At 51.6% G+C, this 20,741-nt stretch carries 19 protein-coding genes and 1 riboswitch; of the genes, 5 read left to right on the forward strand and 14 right to left on the reverse strand.

Annotated features, from left to right (window positions below; all coding sequences use genetic code 11):
* The first annotated feature begins 194 nt into the window (after positions 1-194).
* From FPG75_RS25520 to FPG75_RS25530, 3 genes are read left to right on the forward strand one after another with little or no spacing between them, the layout of a single operon-like run.
* The gene (locus FPG75_RS25520) at positions 195-452 is read left to right on the forward strand and encodes a hypothetical protein (RefSeq protein WP_143310878.1); all 258 of its coding nucleotides are present in this window, start codon (positions 195-197) and stop codon (positions 450-452) included.
* 2 nt (positions 453-454) lie between these two features.
* Positions 455-1,066 carry a trimeric intracellular cation channel family protein gene (locus tag FPG75_RS25525; RefSeq protein WP_143310879.1) on the forward strand — a complete coding sequence of 204 codons (612 nt, stop codon included), beginning with the start codon at positions 455-457 and terminating at the stop codon, positions 1,064-1,066.
* Between the two features lie 43 nt (positions 1,067-1,109).
* On the forward strand, positions 1,110-1,757 hold the full coding sequence (locus tag FPG75_RS25530) for a MarC family protein (protein WP_201748014.1): 648 nt from the start codon (positions 1,110-1,112) through the stop codon (positions 1,755-1,757).
* A gap of 315 nt (positions 1,758-2,072) precedes the next feature.
* On the opposite strand, the gene FPG75_RS25535 is transcribed toward FPG75_RS25530, so the two are convergent.
* From FPG75_RS25535 to FPG75_RS25555, 5 genes are all read right to left on the reverse strand, one after another.
* A complete protein-coding gene (locus tag FPG75_RS25535) occupies positions 2,073-3,158 on the reverse strand; it encodes an efflux RND transporter periplasmic adaptor subunit (RefSeq protein WP_143310880.1) in 1,086 nt (361 codons plus the stop codon).
* Entirely contained in the window at positions 3,145-6,384 is a 3,240-nt protein-coding gene (locus FPG75_RS25540; protein WP_143310881.1) for an efflux RND transporter permease subunit, read from the reverse strand. The genes FPG75_RS25535 and FPG75_RS25540 overlap by 14 nt, the downstream gene beginning before the upstream one ends.
* 10 nt (positions 6,385-6,394) lie before the next feature.
* Positions 6,395-7,768: a TolC family protein gene (locus tag FPG75_RS25545; protein ID WP_161596922.1), complete on the reverse strand. Its 1,374-nt coding sequence runs from the start codon at positions 7,766-7,768 to the stop codon at positions 6,395-6,397.
* A gap of 103 nt (positions 7,769-7,871) precedes the next feature.
* Positions 7,872-8,234, reverse strand: coding sequence for a hypothetical protein (locus FPG75_RS25550; RefSeq protein WP_143310883.1), 363 nt, complete (start codon positions 8,232-8,234; stop codon positions 7,872-7,874).
* Positions 8,235-8,321: 87 nt separating this feature from the next.
* Complete coding sequence (locus FPG75_RS25555) at positions 8,322-9,140, reverse strand: DUF6630 family protein (RefSeq protein WP_143310884.1); 819 nt, start codon at positions 9,138-9,140, stop codon at positions 8,322-8,324.
* Positions 9,141-9,212: 72 nt separating this feature from the next.
* On the opposite strand from FPG75_RS25555, the gene FPG75_RS25560 reads away from it, so the two are divergent.
* Positions 9,213-10,160: an aldo/keto reductase gene (locus tag FPG75_RS25560; protein ID WP_143310885.1), complete on the forward strand. Its 948-nt coding sequence runs from the start codon at positions 9,213-9,215 to the stop codon at positions 10,158-10,160.
* Between the two features lie 231 nt (positions 10,161-10,391).
* On the opposite strand, the gene FPG75_RS25565 is transcribed toward FPG75_RS25560, so the two are convergent.
* From FPG75_RS25565 to FPG75_RS25590, 6 genes are all read right to left on the reverse strand, one after another.
* Positions 10,392-11,552: a THUMP domain-containing class I SAM-dependent RNA methyltransferase gene (locus FPG75_RS25565; protein ID WP_143310886.1), complete on the reverse strand. Its 1,161-nt coding sequence runs from the start codon at positions 11,550-11,552 to the stop codon at positions 10,392-10,394.
* 19 nt (positions 11,553-11,571) lie between these two features.
* Positions 11,572-12,336, reverse strand: coding sequence for a type I methionyl aminopeptidase (gene map, locus FPG75_RS25570; protein ID WP_143310887.1), 765 nt, complete (start codon positions 12,334-12,336; stop codon positions 11,572-11,574).
* A 27-nt stretch (positions 12,337-12,363) separates the two neighbouring features.
* Entirely contained in the window at positions 12,364-13,374 is a 1,011-nt protein-coding gene (locus FPG75_RS25575) for a phosphotransferase enzyme family protein (RefSeq protein WP_143310888.1), read from the reverse strand.
* 33 nt (positions 13,375-13,407) lie between these two features.
* Complete coding sequence (locus FPG75_RS25580) at positions 13,408-14,520, reverse strand: acyltransferase family protein (RefSeq protein WP_143310889.1); 1,113 nt, start codon at positions 14,518-14,520, stop codon at positions 13,408-13,410.
* Between the two features lie 212 nt (positions 14,521-14,732).
* The gene (locus FPG75_RS25585; protein WP_143310890.1) at positions 14,733-15,221 is read right to left on the reverse strand and encodes a hypothetical protein; all 489 of its coding nucleotides are present in this window, start codon (positions 15,219-15,221) and stop codon (positions 14,733-14,735) included.
* Positions 15,222-15,241: 20 nt separating this feature from the next.
* The gene (locus FPG75_RS25590) at positions 15,242-16,111 is read right to left on the reverse strand and encodes a DUF4349 domain-containing protein (protein WP_143310891.1); all 870 of its coding nucleotides are present in this window, start codon (positions 16,109-16,111) and stop codon (positions 15,242-15,244) included.
* Between the two features lie 160 nt (positions 16,112-16,271).
* A riboswitch (cobalamin riboswitch) is annotated at positions 16,272-16,486 on the forward strand.
* 131 nt (positions 16,487-16,617) lie between these two features.
* Here FPG75_RS25590 and FPG75_RS25595 point away from each other — a divergent pair.
* Positions 16,618-17,736, forward strand: coding sequence for a DUF5074 domain-containing protein (locus FPG75_RS25595; RefSeq protein ID WP_143310892.1), 1,119 nt, complete (start codon positions 16,618-16,620; stop codon positions 17,734-17,736).
* Positions 17,737-17,879: 143 nt separating this feature from the next.
* Here the strand turns inward: FPG75_RS25595 and FPG75_RS25600 are convergent, their stop codons facing one another.
* From FPG75_RS25600 to FPG75_RS25610, 3 genes are all read right to left on the reverse strand, one after another.
* Positions 17,880-18,401: an N-acetyltransferase gene (locus tag FPG75_RS25600; protein WP_143310893.1), complete on the reverse strand. Its 522-nt coding sequence runs from the start codon at positions 18,399-18,401 to the stop codon at positions 17,880-17,882.
* Between the two features lie 86 nt (positions 18,402-18,487).
* A complete protein-coding gene (locus FPG75_RS25605) occupies positions 18,488-19,855 on the reverse strand; it encodes a Gfo/Idh/MocA family protein (protein WP_143310894.1) in 1,368 nt (455 codons plus the stop codon).
* A 137-nt stretch (positions 19,856-19,992) separates the two neighbouring features.
* Positions 19,993-20,739, reverse strand: coding sequence for a ThuA domain-containing protein (locus tag FPG75_RS25610; protein ID WP_143310895.1), 747 nt, complete (start codon positions 20,737-20,739; stop codon positions 19,993-19,995).
* Positions 20,740-20,741: the final 2 nt, after the last annotated feature.

The raw sequence follows: 20,741 nt of genomic DNA on the forward strand, positions 1-20,741 counted from the left end.
CGAGGAAGGTAGTATAAATCTGTCCGCTTTTTTATACATGTGGATAAAATGATTGGCTGTTGGAACAAAGATTATATCTTTTTATCTATTTTTATGCATTAATAACATTTATTTAATGAGAATCAGTTGGTTAAGATAACCCGTGCCAGCTGACAGAAAAATGAAAGTTTTATCCTGTCGAAAAACCATATGTTATGATACAAGTTACACTGTCTTATAAGAACCGTGAATTCCACAACCTGGAAGACTCTTTCCTGGCGCAGATTGCCGAAAATACCCGGAGGCTGTTATATGCGTTGCTGGAAGACATCTACGACCTGGTGATCAAAGAGAAAGGACGATTCCGCATCAATCTGGATCATCACCCCAAAATTGAAGTAGAGGGATTTAGCCATGATCTGCGTAACCAAATCGAGCGTACCTTGCGGGGAGAATACGACTACGATTATTAAGCATGCAGCTCACTTTCATACACGCACTTGAACTATTAGGCACCTTTGCCTTTGCCATTTCCGGCGCTACGGCCGCCATCAACAAATCTTACGATGTGATTGGTTTACTGGCGCTGGCCTTTATTACGGCCATCGGCGGCGGTACCGTGCGCGACCTGCTCATCGGCGCCACGCCCGTAGCCTGGATGACCGATGAGCTCAGCAACAGCGCCATCATCATTGCCGCCATCATTGCGTCCTTGTTCTTCTCTTATGTAAAAAGACTGCACAGGTGGCTGACCATTTTCGATGCCATTGGCCTGGGCCTGTTTACCATCACAGGCATCAACAAAGGCATGGCGGCAGGCCTGCCCATGCCTATCTGCGTGGCGCTGGGCGCGATCACGGGCACTTTCGGCGGCATGCTCCGCGATGTAATATCCGGCGAGCAGCCCATCCTTTTCACCCGTGAAATATATGCCGGCGCTTCTATCATCGGCGGTACGCTGTATATTGTCGGATCGAACTATAATATGCCGGCAGACCTTCTACAGAGTGTAGCCGTTACCGTTATAGTGGGCATACGCCTTTTAAGCCTGCATTACAACTGGCAACTCCCCCGTTTGCGCAATTAACTGAAATCTGTTTATAATTGATAAATTTTCATATATTGCCTGTATGATGGCATTATTCGATAACTACATTGCGTTTGCAACCACTGTATTCATGGGCCTTTTGGCGATCGTAAACCCTATATCAGCGATCCCGGTATTTATGGAGCTCACCTCCTATATGGATAAAAAGGCCAAACGTAATATTGCCACCAAATCAGTACTCATTGCGTTTTGTATCATTGCCGTTTTCAGCGTGGCGGGCAAGCTCATCTTCCATGTATTCGGTATCACGCTGGCGGCGCTGCGTGTAACCGGCGGCATCCTGGTATTTGTGATCGGCTACGAGATGGTGCGCGGCGGCAAGGAAGACAAGATACAAAGCAGCAAACTGGGCGACCAGCCCGTAAAGGCCGACCAGGGTATCAGCGTAGCCATCACTCCGCTTGCGATGCCCCTGCTGGCGGGCCCTGGCGCCATCACCACTTCCATGAGCTATTCTGCCGCCAAAGATATCGTTCACCTGGCCATCGTCATGGCAATCTATGCCGTCATCTGCTATATCACCTATCTCCTCTTTATTGCAGGCGAACGCATCGTAAAAGTGATCGGCCCCAACGTAATGATGGTGATCACCAAGATGATGGGACTTATCCTCGCCGTGATCGGCGTACAGATGCTGGCCCTCGGCGTACGCGAGCTTTTTAACTTCTAATTTTCCTCCGCTCAAAACAATTTGAAATCGATCCGTGTTAATAAAGAAAATACGGAATAGATAAGCACGAACAACAGAAGCCCCTTCAAGGCGATAACCCGGCAGGCAATCATCCTTTTAAATGAAGTAATTCAATATATACCGTCATGTAGGCCACATGAGCGGAAGGAAGTTTTTTTTGAACAACAGGTAAAATCCGTTATTGATTACTAGGTGGATGTTATCGTTCCCTTTTTTCAATAGGAACATTAAAATCAATATAGACGGAACAGTTAGCTGAAAAGCCGTCCCGACTCATCGGGACGGCCGTTTTTTTTATCTGATAAGCATGCCATCCCTGATCTCGTCGGAGGCATTCACGATCACCTGGTCCTTCTCCTCAAGGCGGCCAAACACTTCCGTGGAATCGTTGTGATGATTGCCCTCCTGTATGTCCACCCATCTGGCGTGATGGTCTTTTACCACAATGACATATTTCTTCTCGGTAGACATTACCACTGCCGTAGAAGGCACTACCAGGGCCTGTGCAGAGCCATCCACCGGGATCGTCACTTCGGCGTACATGCCCGGCTTGAGTTGATGCTTGCTGTTAGGCACATCTATTTCTACGGCTTCTGAGCGGTACTTGTCGTTGAGCGTACCGGCCTGCCGCGTGATGTTGCCGGTGAAACTGCTGCCTGGCAAGGCATTCACCTCAAAGTTCACCGCAGAGCGCTGCATCAGTTGTGCGCTGTACATCTCCGGTACCTGCAACACCAACCTGAGCCTGTCTTCCTGTTCCAGCATGAGCATCGGTTTATCATCTACTTTGGTATTCGGCCCCACGAGCGCGCCGGGATGTATATTCCTCTCCGTGATCACCCCGTCAAAAGGCGCGGTAACAGTGAGATAACTGCGTGTTGCTTCCATCGCGTTGAAATTAGCCTTCTCACTGTTCATCAGGGCGCTGTCGGCCAGCATGCGGGCTTTGGCCAGCTCAAGGTCGTGCGCTGAAATGGTACCCGGCGTTTCTGCGGTGGCCACAGTACGTTCGTAGTTATCCTTGCTGGCGGCGAACATCGCTTTAGCCTGTATATATTTTGATTGCGCTGCAAAGTACTGCTGCGTGATCTCCGGCGCTTCCAGCTGCAACAGCACCTGTCCTTTCTTCACGCGGGAACCTCTGTCTACCGTGATACTTTTCACGAAGCCATTCACCCTGGGATAGATGCTCACTTTTTCATAAGCCTCCAGCACACCGGGCAACTGTATACTGCCCGACAGTGGCCGTTTTACAGCCCTTGCCAACTGGTATTGCTGCGTTGCTGCCTCCTTCTTTTTTTCTGGCATGGCAGCAGAGTGGCAGGCCGCTATTGATATCGCTGTTGCTGCGAACAGCAGTTGATATTTATATGATTTCATGTTGAGATAATTGATGGTGATGAGATAGGGATACCTTGTCTGCGGGCATCAGTGAAGGATCTTCATAAGAGGTTTTACCTTGCATCCAGGCGTATACCTGCGGGAGGATGAGCAAAGCCGCCAGTGTGGAGGCGATCAGGCCGCCGATCACCGCACGGCCCAGCGGTGCGGTTTGATCACCGGCTTCACCGAGGCCGGAAGCCATCGGTATCATACCGGCAATCATGGCAAGGCTGGTCATGAGGATGGGGCGCAAACGCACGCCAGCGCTCACGATGGCCGCTTTGCGCGCATCGCGGTATTCGTGGCGCAACTTCTCCGCATTGGTGACAATAAGGATGGCATTGGCCACCGACACGCCGGTAGACATGATCATGCCCATATACGATTGCAGGTTAAGCGTAGCGCCGGTGAGCAGCAAGGCGATCAAGGCGCCACTGATCACCGCCGGCACAGTCGTTAGCACTACTAACGATAATTTAAATGACTGGTAGTTGGCCGCCAGCAAGAGGAAGATGACAACGACGGCCACGGCAAGCCCGCCCTGCAAGCTGTCGAGCGTTTCCACCAGCAAACTGGAAGCGCCTTTCAGTTCCGTGATCAAACCTTTGGGCGGGGCGCCTGCATCGGCTACCGCACGTTGCACGGCCTTGGTGGCAGTAGCGAGGTCGATGCCGCTGATATTGGCACTAACGGTAACGAACCTACGCGGACCGGCACGGTCAAATTCTCCCGGCATTTCTGTATTGCTGAAGGTGGCCACATCGGCCAGCACTGGCCGTGGCTGCCCTTTTACAAGCGGTATCTCTTTCAGGTCGTTGATGGCGGTCATGCTATATTCCGGCACCTGTACCTGCACCTGGTAAGTGTAGGCTACCTTTTCATCGAGCCATTGGTTCTTTTCTGTGAAGCGGCTGGAAGAAGTAGCGGCAGTGATGGAACGCGCCACCTGGCTGATATCGAGGCCCATCTGCGCCAGCTTGAAACGGTCGATATTGATCGCGATCACCGGGAAGTGCATCGGCTGCGCGATCTGCACATCGCGCAGGTAAGATACCTGCTGCATATTGTGCACGATCTTGCCGGCAAAGTCTTGTATCTGCTTCATATCCTTACCAGCCACACGCACCTCAATCGGGTTAGAGGCGCCCTGGCTCATGATCTTCTCGGTAAGGTCGATCGGCTCAAAGGAGACGCGCATCTCCGGCATCTGCTGCCTGATCTTATCTCTCAATTCATCTTTCAACTTTTCAATATCTACCTTATAATCTTCGTCCAGGTTCACCTGTACTACCGCTTCGTGCGTACCGCTGTTGAAGATGTACAGGTTGCTGGTGCCATAACTGCTGGGGATCAGGCCCACATAAGATGAGCTGATGGCCACATGGCCATTCACGGTACTGTCGATGAGATTAAGCACTTCATGCACTTTGGCTTCGGTGCGTTCGAGGCGGGTGCCATCAGGTTCACGCAGGCGCAGCTGGAACTGGCCGGCATTCACGTGCGGCATGAGGTCCTTCCCTATCCACCAGTAGCAGCCGCCTGCCAGCAGCAGCGCGCCAATCAGGTATACGGTAACGGATATACGCATTTTTTTCATGCCGCGTTCCAAAAGGTTCATGAAGGCGAGTTTGAAACGTTCAAAGCCTTTCACTTTTTCCGGATGTTGATGTTCATGGCGCAGGTGACTGTTGATCTCTTTCACTTCGGCATCATCGAGGGCAAGACTGGCATGCGCATGCTGGTGTAAATGCGTTTTCAGCCACCAGTTGGAGATCACGGGCACCAATGTTTGCGCGGCAAAGTAAGAAGCAATCATCGCGAAACCGATCGACAGCGCCAGCGGCAGGAACATGGCGCGGGGCACGCCTTTCATGATAAAGGAAGGCGCAAACACTGCGAGGATACATAAGAGTATCAGCAAGAGCGGAAAAGAAATTTCTTCGCAGGCGTCGAAAATGGCCCTGCGCTTGGATTTCCCCATTTCGAGATGCTGATGTATATTCTCGATCGTTACCGTGGCCTGGTCTACCAGGATACCGATGGCCAGCGCCAGTCCGCTCAGGGTCATGATATTGATCGTTTGCCCGGAGAGCTGCAGGCACATTACCGCGCTGAGCACCGCCACAGGAATCGTTACCACCACCACCATACAACTGCGCAGGTCGCGCAGGAAGAGCAGCACCATCAAACCGGTGAGCAGCGCTCCCAGCAAACCCTCTGTGACAAGGCTTTTCACGGCATTGATCACAAATACCGACTGATCAAATTCATAAGAGAGATGCACATCATCCGGCAAGAGGTTCTGTATTTCGGGCAGTTTGCCTTTCAGTGTTTTCACTACTTCCCAGGTAGAGGCATCGGCTGTTTTCACCACGGGGATGTACACAGAGCGTTTGCCATTTACAAGGGCGTAATCAACGGTAACATCCGAGCCGTCCATTACGCGGGCTACGTCTTTGATAAATACGCTGGCATTGCCGTTGGTGCTAACGGGGATGCTGCCGAAGTCCGCCACCTTCTGCTCGAGGGAGTTGAGCGTGGTAACGTACATGGTATTGTTGATACGGATGTTGCCGGAGGGCGTCATCACATTATTTTTAGCGATAGCTTCCACCACCTGATCTGGCGAGAGGTTGAAGCTGCGCAGCTTTTGCGGGTCTACATCCACGATCACGGAGCGGGAGTTGGCGCCGAAGGGCGGCGGCGCCGACAGGCCGGGCACGGTCGCAAACATAGGCCTGATGCGCGTGCTGGCGAGGTCGGCGATCTCTTTGAGCGAGCGGGTAGGACTGCTCAACACCAATTCACCTACCGGTAAAGAGGAGGCGTCGAAGCGCACCACTTGTGGCGGCAGGGCGCCGGGCGGGAAGAACTTCATCGCACGGTTTACCTGCAAGGCCACCTGGGCGGAGGCTTCCGCCATATCGGTAGTTTCGTAGAAGGTGAGCTTTACTAAGGTCAAGCCCTGTATGTTTTTGCTGGAGATGTTCCTGATACCGTTTACATACAGGAACTGGTCCTGCAAGCTGGTAGCGAAGAAGCCTTCCATCTGTTGCGGCGACATGCCCCCGTAAGGCTCTATCACATAGATAGTAGGCAGATTAAGCTTTGGGAAGATGTCGATCGGTATTTTCAGGATGGCCAGCACGGAGAACAGCAGCACGCCGGCGGTGATCACCACTACGGCTATCGGCTTTTTCAGTGCGGAAGATACAAGTGACATATATTTCCATTTAGTTCAGTTCAGGTAATAATTGTGACAGGCTATTGTTGGCGTAGGCGGCCCTGAACAGGGCTTTCCAGGCAGCATCGCGGGTTTGCACCAGGTCTGTTTCTGCGCGGTTGAGCACAAACAGTGCGTTGGTAACCTCGATGATGTTGGTTAAGCCGGCTTTATACAACGCCATTTTCTGTACGGCGGCAGCACGGGCGGCGCCCAGCTGCAAGGGCAGCTCTTTCAGTTTATCCCTTGACGTTAGTATGTCGGCGCGCGACTGCTGCAGGAGCCCGTCGAGCGTGTTACGCGTGGTTTCCAGGTCGTGTTGTGCGGCGGCTGATTTGTAGCGTTGCACCGCGAGCTTGTCGCGCGTGTGTTTGATATCCACCAGGTTGTAGGTGATGCCTACGCCGAGCAGGTAGTTACGGCGGCTGTAGCCGAGGCCGCTCCAGAGGTTCTTGTCGTAGTAATCATTGAAAGATCCGCTGGAACCGCGCATCCATCCGGCGGCGAGCAGGCTCACTTTAGGCAGATCCTTTTTGCGGATCACCTTTTCTTCTGCGCGCTGGCGCTGGTAAAGCGCTTCATAGTATTGCAGCATGGGATGACTGCTCATGGCAGTATCCATGGTATCGCCGGCGTTCAGCATCCCGATGAGGCGGGCGCCGTTGGCCGTGTCCGGGCGTACCAGCGCGGTATCCAGGCCGGTGAGCGTAGCAAGATGAATGCGTACCTGGTTGTACTGGTTGATCACATCGAGGAGGTTTAGCCTTGCTTTGGACAGCTCTGCTGCCGCGATGGCGCTGTCTACGCCAGGTTTGAGGCCATGCAATACGATGGCGGTAACGGCCCGCTGTACTTCTGCCGTACGGCGGATATTATCTTCCTGTATCTTCCTTAATTCGTATAGGCGTAACAGTTCGAGATAGTCCTGTATAACGGTGGCGGTAAGCTGGTTGGCGGTATTGTCCAGGTCGGCCTGTTCTGCGTGCAGCGCGGATTGCGCTGCCTGCCGCTGGCTGCCATAGGCGCCGAAGTTGTAGATCTCCCATTGCATTTCTGCCATCGCGATGTTGCCGCTCATCAGCTGATCACTGTTGTTGGCACGGATACCGCCGGAGGTAGAGGGGATCATGCCCATGGTAAAATAAGATCCATAGATACCGTTGTCGGTACCGGCGTTCACTTGTTCATGTAATTTCAATGCAGGATACCAGTTGTGTTTAACATCGGTGATCGCTGCTTCTCCGGCCTTGATCAAAGCCTGTTTCGATTGTATAGCCGGATAGTGCGCCAGCGTGAGCGCAATCGCCTGGTGCAGGGAAAGGCTGTCTGCCACCGGCTTTGCAAAGAGTGCCGTGCAGGATATCACACCTAGTGATAGCAGCATAAGCCCCCTCTTTGCGAAGGTATGCATGTTCATAAGTTCACATTATTTAACGGGCCCCGCAGGTTGCGGCGCGTCAGAAAAGAAAAAAGACAGGTTCGTGAGATCAGGCTATGGGCGGGCCTCTCCAGCTGCGGAGCGGTATAGGTACATGGAGATACCTGTTTTGATGATATCCTTTGCGGGTGCGTTGTACGTAGATAAAACGATTGCGGCAGGTGGTGACAGTAACGGCGCAGGCCTGGTCGTTATAGTCGTTGATGCCTACCGGACGGCGTTTGAATTTCTCGACGGTCTGGCGATAGCGCGCCTGTGGTTTTATTGCCGGAACAGGATGGCCATAAGCCAGTGAGGAAGATAAAGCGGGAAGATGATACGGCGTACTGGTAGCAACACCATGACCTTCCTGCGAAAGAGGCAGGATAAATACGGTGATGAGTACCAGGAATATTTGCCGCAATAACCTCAACAGAACATAAAATTTGGAGCTACTAAGGTATTCAATGATGAGTTGTTGTGTCCCTGTAGCGAGCGGATTTAAGGAGATTTTAATGTTTTAGAAGAAGCACACAAGGCCCAGTTCTTCCATTTTGTGCATGGCATTGGCGAGCCTGAAATCCTGCATGGACAAGCACGTGAAGGCCTGGTACTCATCGATGGCGGTGCCGGTGGCCACTATTTTCAATTCGTATTCCACCAGTTGATGGTTGACAAAGTCAAGTAGTGCTTTCGCAAAATCGGGAGCGGCGAGGATATCTTCATATGCTTCTGCGGAAGGTACTTCCAGCACGGCGCCGGCATCTTGCAGTGGCGTCAGTTCGTTGAGGGAGTAGATGCCTGTATCGGTCAGTTCCTGCCATTCAAAATCGGCCAGGTTGCCGGTATTCTGCAAGGCGAGCGAGAGCTCCTCCCAGATGCTTGAGGGATCAGGGCGTATCACTTCCGGCAGCAGGGCGATCTGCTCTTCTGCCTCATCCTCCTGGAAAATATCCAGGTAGAGCTGCGCCAGCGAATCATGGGCATTACCGAGGCCTTTCAGCTTCTCCCGGATCCGCAGCTCGCGGAGCAGGTTGTGCCATCGCAGCATCAGCTCATCTTCATCTTCTTCCTGCATATCATCCGGTATCAGCCTGGCTTTTTCGTGCAGCTTGTAATTGTCGAGACGGTTTTTCCTTATCTGTAGCGTCTCTCCGGCGAAACTCAGCTCATAGGAAGCATGACTCAGGAAAGCCGTACCAATCAGTATCTTATCCCTGAATATCTCATGGATCACATCTTCTTTCGTATCGTAATAAGAATTGCCGGTGTCTTTACCATAGGTGGAGGTGAGCCAGATAAAATCTTCGCGGGAGATGTTTACTGATCGGTGTGCCATATAAGGATGAATGTATAAACAACAAAAGTAACTAAATTACAATAGCATTTTTGGAAGTAAAAATTTAATCTTATGGAAAAACGGAAACTGGGACGGTCAGGGCTGGAAGTGGCGCCCCTGGCCTTTGGCGGCAATGTATTCGGTTGGTCGGCCGATGCATCCACTTCTTTCTCCCTGCTCGATGAATTCACCGGCAACGGTTTCAACCTGGTAGATACGGCGGATGTCTATTCCCGCTGGGCGCCGGGCAATAAAGGCGGTGAATCCGAAACGATCATTGGTCAATGGATGAAGCAGCGCGGCAACCGCAATCATGTGATCGTTGCCACTAAAGCCGGCGCCGACATGGGCCTCGGCGATGGTAAAAATGTAAGCAAGGCCTATATCCTCAAAGCAGCGGAAGCCTCCTTAAAGCGCCTGCAAACAGACTATATTGATCTTTATCAAACGCACTACGACAACGAATCTACGCCGGTAGAAGAAACGCTGGAAGCCTATGCCGAGCTCGTAAAAGCCGGCAAAGTGCGCGCCATCGGCGCCTCTAACATGAGCGCTGCCCGCCTGCTGGAAAGTTTGCGTGCCAGCGAAAAAAATCACTATCCGCGCTACAATACCTTCCAGCCCGAATACAACCTGTACGACCGCGCCGGCTATGAAGCCGAGCTGGCAAAGATTTGCACCGACAACGAGATCGGCGTGATCAGCTACTACTCGCTGGCCAGCGGCTTCCTCAGCGGCAAATACCGCACGCCCGCAGACGTACAAAAAAGCAGCGCCCGCGGCCAGAAAGCCCTCGGCTACCTGAACGACAAAGGCCAACGTATCCTGGCAGTACTGGATCAACTCGCCGCCAAATACAACGCTACACCAGCGGGCATCTCACTGGCATGGCTCCTCACCCGTCCCGCCATCGTAGCGCCCATTGCCAGCGCCACCAACAAAGCGCAACTGCATGAACTGATGCAGGGCGTAACATTGTCCCTCGCTCCTGAAGACGTTGCGGCGCTAAACGCCGCGTAGTTTGTCTTGCTCAGGATTATAAGGATTGAAAGGATGACCAGGATTTTTTTACTGGATTAAAAAAGATTAAAGGAGATGAACGGGAAGACCTTTACGACGATAGCCCTTGAAGCGCTTTGAGCGCTTCAAGGGCTGGAACCTCATTGATCTCCTCTTCCATCTTCTTTAATCTTTTTTAATCCAGTAAAAAAATCCTGGTAATCCTTTCAATCCTTATAATCCTGAGCAAGACTACCTTCTCGTGCCTTCGTACAGTTCGTACTCGAGCAGGCGGCAGTCGATGGTGCTAGTGTAGAATTCGATGCGGCGACTGGCTTTGAGGCCGATCTTTTTGGCGAGATCGAGGTTGCCGGTGAAGATGTAGCCGTGGTAGCCGCGGCATTTTTGTTTCATGAAGTCGCCAATGCGGGCGTAGGTGGTTTCAAGGGCGGTAAGCTCTCCAAGGCGGAGGCCGTATTCCGGATTCATATATACGACACCGTTAGTACCTTCGGGCACTTCGGTGGCGGCGAAGTCGCATACTTTGAAAGTGATCATATCATCTACGCCGGCGGCACGGGCGTTTTTGCGGGCATTCACGATGGCGGCCTCGCTGAGGTCTGTAGCGATGATGCGTAGGCCGGGCACTTCTTTGATCTGCTTTTCCAGCTCGCCACGTTCCTGGAGGTAGAGGGCGTCGTTATAGCCGCGCAGGTGCATGAAAGCGTAGTTATCGCGGAAAAGGCCCGGACGGCTGTTAGTGGCGATCAGCGCTGCTTCAATGGCAACGGTGCCGGAGCCGCACATCGGGTTGATGAAGGGCGATTGGCGATCCCACTTGGTAGCCAGGATGGTGGCGGCGGCCAGCGCTTCCAGCATGGGCGCGCGGCCAGGTATCTTGCGGTAGCCATGACGGGCCAGCGAATCGCCGGAAGTATCGATGAACACTTCGGCATGTTCATTTTTCCAGAAGAGATGTATTACGGCGCCGGTAAGTTCCGCACCGGTAGAAGGCCGCTTACCGGTTTTCTCGCGCAAACGGTCTACCACAGCGTCTTTCACGCGCAGGTTGGCAAACATGCTGTTGTTGATGGTATCGTTGAGCACATTGCTGGTGATAGAGAAATAGCCATCATCAGGCAAGATGGTTTCCCAGGGGTATGATTTCAGTTCGCGGTAGATATCATCTGCATCGCGGGCCTCGAATTGTTTCAGGCTGTAGAGCACCTGGCTGGCGCAACGCAGCTGCAGGTTCAAACGGATACATTCATTGATGGATGCCTGCAAGCGCACGCCTGTCACAAAAGTCTCTTCCACCGTAAAGCCCAACTCTTTTACTTCCTGTTCCAGGTACGGTGTGAGGCGCTTGTTACAAGTGATGGTAACGGCGCCGGTGGTAGTGTATAAAGCCATAATGGCCGCAAATTACCAATTAATTCCAGATTTCGTTGGCAGCAGTGAGGATCACAGGTGCGCCATCAGTGATCATGATCGTATGTTCATGCTGTGCAACGAAGCCGCCTTTGTTGCCGGTGAGCGTCCAGCCATCTCTTTCCTGGTTGGCGAAATTGGAAGCCGTGGAAATAAATGTTTCGATGGCTACGATGCTATTGCGCTTGAAGCGGCCCCTGTTGGCAGGCTCGTAGCAGTTGAGAATATCTTCCGGCGATTCGTGCAGGCTGCGTCCAACGCCATGGCCGGCCAGGTTGCGGATCACGGTATAGCCGGATTTCCGCGCTTCTGATTCGATCAATTTGCCAACATCGCTGATGCGCACCCCGCCTTTGATCAGGTGGATGGCCTTGTGCAAAATACGTTTGGAGGTATCGATCAAAGGCTGATGACCATGCAGGTCCTGGCCCAATACAAAAGAACCGCCGTTGTCGGACCAATAGCCATCCAGTTCTGCAGACACATCTACATTCACCAGATCGCCTTCCTGTAATATTTTATGGGAAGATGGGATACCGTGCGCGATTTCTTTGTTGACGCTGATGCAGGTCCAGCCGGGAAAGCCGTATGTGAGCTTCGGGGCCGAGCGCGCACCGTACTGCTTTAATATCTCACCACCGTATTCATCCAGCTCTTGGGCGGTCATACCAGGTTTCGCATAGTTGCGCATTTCTTTCAGCGTTACACCTACCACTTCGCTGATGCGCTTCATTCCGTTTAACTCTGTCTCTGATGTAATCGACATAATATCTTTTTTCTAAAGTTACTGAATTTACTGCGATTGCATTACAGGCTGCTCCAACAATTGTTGCAGAAGGCCGATCCGCTCTTTCACGAAACGGGGATTGAAATAGTGATGGGTATAATCGTCGTAGGTTTCATATTGAAATTGCAGGTAACGCAGCAGTAGCATGAAACCCAAGAGTGGCAAGGCTTTCACTTCATCGTCGGAGAAACTCCTCACCTGCCGGTAATGCGTTATGAACCATTGCATGCTGTGCTGAAAATCTGCTGCTGTGATACGCTTCATGGAAAGCAACATTACATAGAAGGTATACAAACTGGCTGGATCATAGGCGAGGTAACCTTCTCCCGCAAAATCAAAATCAAAAACGGTGATGCCGTTCTGCTCATCGAAAAAGTAGTTGTGCGGGAAATAATCAAAATGGCAATATCCCCTGCTGAAATGCTGTGGCTGCAGGGCTTCCAGGTTTCTCAACACATCGGCAGCGGCGGTTTTGAGCCATTCGTATTCCGTCGTGTAGCCGTACTCGTTAAACATGGGTTCCAGTACGCGGAGCGGCTCCCACACGGTGGTAGCTGCGGTGTATACCGGCCGCGGATAAGGGACGCGCGCATCGGCAAGGATATTGTGCTGAAAGGCCATTTCATGTGCCAGGACTTTCAGCTGCGCATCGCTCAATATCGTTTCGCGCTGCCCTTTGGCGAAAGTGTACACCACGCCATAGCGCCGGCCTTCCGCGGCATTGAATGCCTGGATACTGTTGCCGTGCAGGTCTTGCAGCGCATAAGAGACTTTGGCGCCTTTCTTTCGCAGGAGTTCGAGCAATGCTATTTCGCCGCTGATCTCTTCTTTAGTGCGGTGCACCGTCCGGAAAATTTTCAAGATATATTTATCCGTCTGGTTGCTGAGCATATACGTATCGCTCACGCCCCTTTGGAGGAATTTACATGATAAGCCGCTAAAGCCGTAATCCTTTTCTATCCTGTGTTTCAGGGCAACTGAGGATAAAGTGGAGTATTGGGTAGGGAACAGTTCCATTTACTATATCGAATTTTATTTTCTGCGAGATGATCAGATCTTGACGATCACATTTTTGCGATACATCCAGATGATGGGCAGGAAGATGAGCAGCACGAGGAACAAAGCCGCGCCCAGCGAAGCATTCAAAGGAGATAACCAGGAGCTGAACCAGTTTTCGTATAGCCAGTGCTGTAAGGTGCCGCCGCTTATTTTGATGGTATTGAAAAGTCGTGGTACGAGACCGGAGAGCACATAAGCCGTGATGGCATTGCGTCCGAAGGCGACAAAAAAGGTCAGGTATTTTTTTCTTCTCTGTACATCGATGAGCCAGTAACAGGCAGCGAGGGCCATGGTGGCCAATCCGCCGGTGTATAACACAAAGGAGCTGGTCCAGAGGGATTTATTGATCGGGAAGAAAGTATCCCAGATAAGCGCCAGTATCACGGCGGCGAATCCATATACGAACATCCAGGTTACTTTTACCGCATCATCGCGGTCTTTGCGGCGCAGCCAGGCGCCAACGAGCACGCCAAAGAGGCCGGTGCTTATAGCTGGGACGGTGCTGAGCAAGCCTTCCGGATCCCAGGTTTTGCTTTGCGCCCAAAGGTGCGCCGGTGTGAAAACGAGGCGGTCGATCCATGCAGCGAGATTAGTTTCCGGCTCCATATTGGGAGCGCCTGTGCCAGGCACTGGCACAACATTCATCAGCAGATAATAGATCACCAGCAGGCTGCCGAAGATCCATATCTGCGTGCGGCGACTGGTTTTAATAAAGAGAATAGCACAGATGGCAAACACCACCCCTATGCGCTGTAATACGCCAGGGAAGCGGAGATGCGCAAAGTCCCAGGAAAACATGATCCTTAACAACAGGCCCAGGCCAATGATGATCAATGCACGCCGTAAGGCCTGCAAGATAAGACGCCGGTGTTGTGAAGTATCTTCGCGGCGCGTACCCAATGCATACGGGATCGATACGCCTGCGATGAAAAGGAAGAAAGGAAAAATAAGGTCAGTGGGCGTACAGCCATTCCATTTGCTGTGCTCCAAAGGTGCATACACATGGTTCCAGTCGCCGGGGTTATTCACCATGATCATGGCGGCTACAGTTACACCCCGAAAAAAATCCAGCGATAATAATCTTGCAGTAACGGGTTTAGTCATATAAAGGTTGATATCCGCTAAATATAGAAAAAAAAATTTGCCTGGACCAGGATTAAACGGATTAATAAGATTACCCTGATTTAACGCGAAGATCAACGAGGTTCAAGCCCTTGAAGCGCTTTGAGCGCTTCAAGGGCTTCTTCGCTTAAATCCGCCACCAGCGATCTTCGCGTTAAATCAGGGTAATCTTATAAATCCGTTTAATCCTGGTCTCATTTGAATTGTTGCGCGATATACTTGCAATAGTCCGCGTACTGCGCCTGTTGTGACGGCGGATAGGTGATCATCACCGTTTGCCATACCCAGGTATTTTTGCCGGTATCTCCGGGATAGCTGATCTTCCTCTTCAATGTTTTCCGGTACACGATATTACCATCTCTGTTAGTGCCGGACATGATCAGGTAATCTGGTTTGATCACTTTATACGCTACCTTGAGGTCAAAGGCATAGTCTTCAAACTGCTGACTGGTGGTAGTTCCTGTCTCTTCAAGCACAAGGGAGCCGTAGGTGATGATCTCGGCCTGACCATCTTTGGCGACGAACTTTCTGCCATCGCCATTAAAGGATTCGGGTTGTGCAGTAAAATCTTTCGGGTACAACATGCTGATATGAAAACGCGCGTTGAAATAGTTGTTATACTGCTGGGCCAACAACGGAACTGCGAAGAGCAAGGCAGCGATCAATGAATATAATTTCCTCATAGGAGTAAAGATAATTTTTTTCACGCAGAGCGTGAAAACCAGCGCCGGTAGCCTGCGAGGCCTATTGTGAGCAATAACAGGAAGGGCCACAGTTGCAGGAAGAAAAGCAATACATTGCGGAAAATATCTGCGCCATTGCGCAGCGCTGTCAGCAACTCGGTACCGAAACCTGCGCGGGTAATACGTTCCGGGTTGACAATGATCTGCACATCTGCTTCCTGTGGTTGGAATAACTGTACCGTGAAGGTAGCGTAATGCACATTGTCGAGTATCTCCATGTTCTCTATCTTCCGGTCGATAGATGATTCCCGCTTCCCATCATGATACTGCGCTACTTGCAGTGGCGTAGCGCCTTTCCCGGGTTTTACTTTCTCTTCTACGGGCTGATTGTTCCTTAAAGAATTAGAGAGATAGGCCAGCGTATAGTCCGTATCCTTGAAGTTACGGTGATCAATAAACGTAGCATTATTGGTGAGTACGGCCACCACTGAATCCAGTTGTGCGGTGGGCACGCGCAGCGTGAGATTGGCCGTGGGCGTATATAGCTGTATATGCCGCAGGGAGTCTGCACTGTAGGGCAAGTCTGTTTGTGCGCCAAAATCATTGGTGAGCGCGCTCTCCACCACTACGCCATTAACACCGTTCACAGCTTGTTCAAGCCTGGAAGTGGCGGCATAAACATTCCTGACGCGACACCGGACATCGGCCGTGCGCACCCGCTTTCGCGAAGCGGAATTGAGTGAAGTAATATCATTTGAGAAACTGGCGGAATCCGCGATGGCGGCTACTTCAGCCATTGGCTTGTCTTGTTTGTCTTGATGATAGGTTCCTTGCTGACAGGCAGCAAGCATCAGGGCGGGTAATACCCACAGTGGAATGGAGGGACGCATAGCAAGTCTGTTTACCCTTTATACGCCCTTGCTGCAAAAGGTAACCTTCTCAAAAGTTAAAATAAATACAACATGGGGCGATCATGATAAGCTGCAAATAACGTATATACATCTCCGTTATACTCTATAGTTCCGCTTGGTAATTAATTTTAGTTAACGTAGGTTTGCGGCTGTAATTGGTTGTTAAGGTTCGCCGAACCGAAACATTAAAAGGGAATCCGGTGCAATACCGGAGCTATCCCCGTAGCTGTGATCCTGCATTCATCTGAATCGTTTTTCCGGATCTGCTCCCGCCACTGTCCGCAGCTATTGCGGACGGGAAGGCCACCGGAAAAGCAGGAGAGCCAGAAGACCTGCCAATTGCCGTCAGTCGTCCAATATTTTCGGGTGAAAAGTATGGACATGGTACCGATTTTTTTACCAGACATGAAACCCGGTGCGGGCATGTGGCAGTATCGCGAGCTGTACATGCAGGCATCCATTATTCCCTTTCAAAGTAAACCTTTATGAAGAAGAAAAATCTATTGCATCTCTTCTATGTACTGTTGTGCGTAGCAGTTGTTTCCTGTTCCAAGAACGACACCAGGGATCTGTCGCCCATCAATGGCAGCAAAGGCGCGATGAATGCCGCCAGTCTGCCCGCCAATTACAGCAACGGCTTCTTTATTGCCAACGAAGGCTGGTTCGGCCATGAGAACGGCGACCTCTATTTCTATTCTTACAGCGGCGATTCGCTGGTACCCAATGTTTACAAGGCGGCTAACCCTTCCGATAGCTTAGGCGCCCCTACGAACACCTTGCAATACGCCACTATCTTCAATGGTAAGATGTACATCGTGGTGAAAGCTGGCGGACCGTTGGTGGTTACAGACGCTACAACGATGGTACAGAGCGGCCGTATCAATTCATTGCCTGCCAATGATGGTCACACATTCCTGGGAATAGACGCCAGCCGCGGCCTGCTGAGCACCGGCGACGGCGTATATCCCTTAGCGTTACCCGGCCTCACCCTCGGTACAAAACTGAGCAGCGTGTCCGGCTATACCGGCGATATGACCCTGGCCGGCAACTACATTTTCGCCTTATCGCAAACAGATGGCATCGTGGCGCTCAACAGCACCAACTACAGCCTCGTGCGCAACCTGGGCCAGGCCAACCTCGCCTTTGCCATTGCGAAAGAAGGAAGCGTGTGGGCTGCTACCGCCGATTCACTCGTGCGCATCGATGCCAGCACTCTGGCCAGATCAGCGGTAAAATTGCCTGTAAGCATCCCCTCTCCCTGGGGCGCATGGCGCCATGCAGGCATCTGCGCATCTACTGTTGACAACGTCGTATTCCTGCCGGCCAACAACGGCTTTGCAGGCGGCACCAAAGTGTATCGCTATGTGATCGGTGATATCACCTCCCTGAATACGCCATTCATTACACTGCCCAGCGGCCAGTACTTCTATGGTTGTGGTATTGCCTATAACAAGGCTACAAACGAACTGGTGGCCACTACTATCAATGGCCCCTATACCGGCAATATCAACCGTATACTGATCTACGACGCCAGCAGCGGCGCACTGAAGAAAACCATCACTTATAATGGATGGTACTTCCCGGCTATGCCGGTATTCCGATAAGAATTTAGGGATTTAGGGATTTAGGGATTTTCGAATTTTCGAATTTTGGGATTTTGGGATTTATTGATTGTGTTTTGTTGTACCGGGCAACAAAACACGATCAATAAATCCCAAAATCCCAAAATTCGAAAATCCCTAAATCCCTAAATATTCATTTCAAAAAGGTTAGCGGTGTTATCCCAGTAGTGGCCTGGCAAACCCGCTGCCTTGGCTTCTTCCGCCGGCATGTAGGAAGTGCCTAATAACTTGAAGCCGTAGCCTACATAATAGGCAGTGAGATTATCATTATCTGCCCAGGTGTCCATGCGGATCAATGAGCGGTGAATATCTCTGGCGTGCGTCCGCGACCACTCTATGATGGGCGTGAGCAGGCGGCGGCCCTTGAAAGCCGGATTGGTAGCGATTCGGTGCAGATAGATCGCTGTATTCTCTTCCGCATCTTTCCATACGATCGGCGGCTCATTATATACAATAGAAAAAATACAGGCGATCTCCCCTTCTATCTCTATCTTATACAAGCGCTGCTCTTTCACCTCTGCTGCTGTCAGAGCCAGATCGAAAGGAGGCCATACATTATACTGCTTACTTCGCTGATAAGCCCTGGCAGCATCATACAGGGCGAGAATTACAGGCAGGTCTTCCTGCGTACATGGTGTGATCAACATTTTTCCTTCCTTTATTTTTTTACAAAGTTGCAGGAAATACACACACCAGAACAGATGCAGTTTTTTATATTTTCACCATATCAGATTTACAATAACACCTCCGGATGCTGCCATGGGCCGCGGTATGGTCTCCGCAGTAAATCAGTAGCCTCTCTATCGTTAACGACTATACGCTTTTTAGGATCATAACTGAGCGGACGGCCCAGTTTCATGGAGAGATTAGCCAGGATACAACTGGCCGTAGAGATATGCCCCTGCTCAATATCCGCTGCCGGCCGGGTATTATGCTCAATGGCCGCCAGAAAATCGAGCATGTGCAAACGTGTGGCTGGCGCGGCATTCAGCTCGATGCCCGCTTCAGTCACATCTTCCGGATACTTTTCTTTTTCATACACTACCTCCTTGTGAATCGGTGTTCCGTTTTTGCCTTCAGGAATAAAATCATATTGCATGGTGCTGGCGGCCAGCGTACCTTTCTCGCCATATATTTTGAAAGCCCAGGGATATGCAGGATCGGCGGGCGTTCCCCAGGTACGGTGCTGCCATACACAGTTGAGCTGATCGTATTCAAAAATCGCCGACTGCGTATCCGCGATATTGGATTTGCCTTCGCGCTGCACATAAATGCCACCGGTGGAGCTGATGCGATGAGGCCATCCCAGCTGCAACATCCAGCGAACTGTATCGAACATATGGATGCACATATCGCCCATGATGCCATTGCCATATTCCATAAAAGTGCGCCACCAGCGGATATGCGGCAGGCCGTCGTAGGGCCGCAGCGGCGCAGGACCCGTCCACATTTCGTAATCGAAGAAGTCGGGCACAGGCTGCTCTGGCGGGTTGCCGTTGTTGCGCATGTGATAGTAGCAACACATCTCTACATGCGCGATCTTGCCAAGTAAGCCGGCATCTATCACATTTTTCTTTGCATCGATCAGGTGCGGCGTGCTTTTGCGTTGTGTGCCTACCTGCACAACGCGGTTATATTTACGGGCGGCGGCCACCATGGCTTCTCCCTCCATCACATCTACGCTGATCGGCTTCTGCACATACACATGTGCGCCTGCCTGCATGGCCGCAATAGCGGTAAGTGCATGCCAATGGTCAGGAGTGCCAATCAATACGATATCCAGTTTGTGATCGGAGAGCATCTTACGGTAGTCACTATACGTAGCGGGCGTTTTGCGCGAGGCCTGGCGTTGGGCCACCATGGCGGCGGCTTCTGAAAGCTGGTGTTTGTCTACATCGCAAAGGGCGACCACTTCTACGGGCGCTACCTGTATCAGGCGAAAGAGGTCGCTCTTCCCATACCATCCGGCGCCGATAAGGGCTACACGGTAAGGTTTGGGCGGATGGATAAAACTGAGTGCAGGGCTGCTGATGGCTGCCAGCGCCAGGGAAGCGGCAGCGCCTTTGATGAAACGGCGTCGTTGCGGGTTGAATGTTTCCATAGTCTTACGTGGAATGATGTACTCCCAAAATAATCATTCAACGGCAAGTATGCAAGGCCCATATCGAGCCATTGGCGGGTGGCCTTTGAGAAGGCGATATGATGCCCGCCATTCTCATACAATACCAGCACATGCCTCTACTGGAGCGGTGTGGCCGCGATGCGAATGGCATTTTGCAACAGCGTCGTGTAATCCTTGCTGGCAAATACTTCCGGGCTATGTCCTACTCCAATATAAACGGTACGCGGATAGTTTTCATTGGTCCAGATAACGGGATGATCGCCCATCGGTTTGTTCTGATGATAAGACGATTCGTCTGCAATGCCCAGTACATGCACGTTTCCACGAGGGCTCTTACCGAACTCATACCATTCATCGCCGATACGGAAACTGGCAGACACGCCTTTCATCAGTGGGTGTGCAGTATCTTCTATCTTCACTACACCCTGCTGAAAAGCAGGATGCGGGGAATATTTCACGCCGCCCATGAAATCTTCAAACCATTGCCAGTTCCGTCTTCCCTTGGCATAGAACTCGCTGCCGGTAAGGCCTGCGGCATGAATGCCTACCCAGCCATTGGCCGCTTCAATGTACTGTTGCAAGGCGGCCTGCTGTTGGTCAGACAAGTCAAAAGGCGCCAGCTGTAATTGCACAAACACCTGGTAATGCCGCAGGTTGGCGGTGTTGATCAAACTGGTATCGTCGGAGAAATCGATCTGGTAATGCTGTGCGGCCGCCAGCCGTGCAAACCAGGGCCTGGCAGCGGCGATCATGTTTTTATGGTCCTTATCGCGGGAAGCCATGACCAGCACCTTTACCTGTGCGGCGCTGGTCGTCACGTGGAGAGCGATGCTGCACCAAAGCAGCAACAGGCATTTTTTCATAT

It is taken from the genome of Chitinophaga vietnamensis, from assembly GCF_902167635.1.
In the GTDB taxonomy this organism is placed as follows: Bacteria; Bacteroidota; Bacteroidia; order Chitinophagales; family Chitinophagaceae; genus Chitinophaga; species Chitinophaga vietnamensis.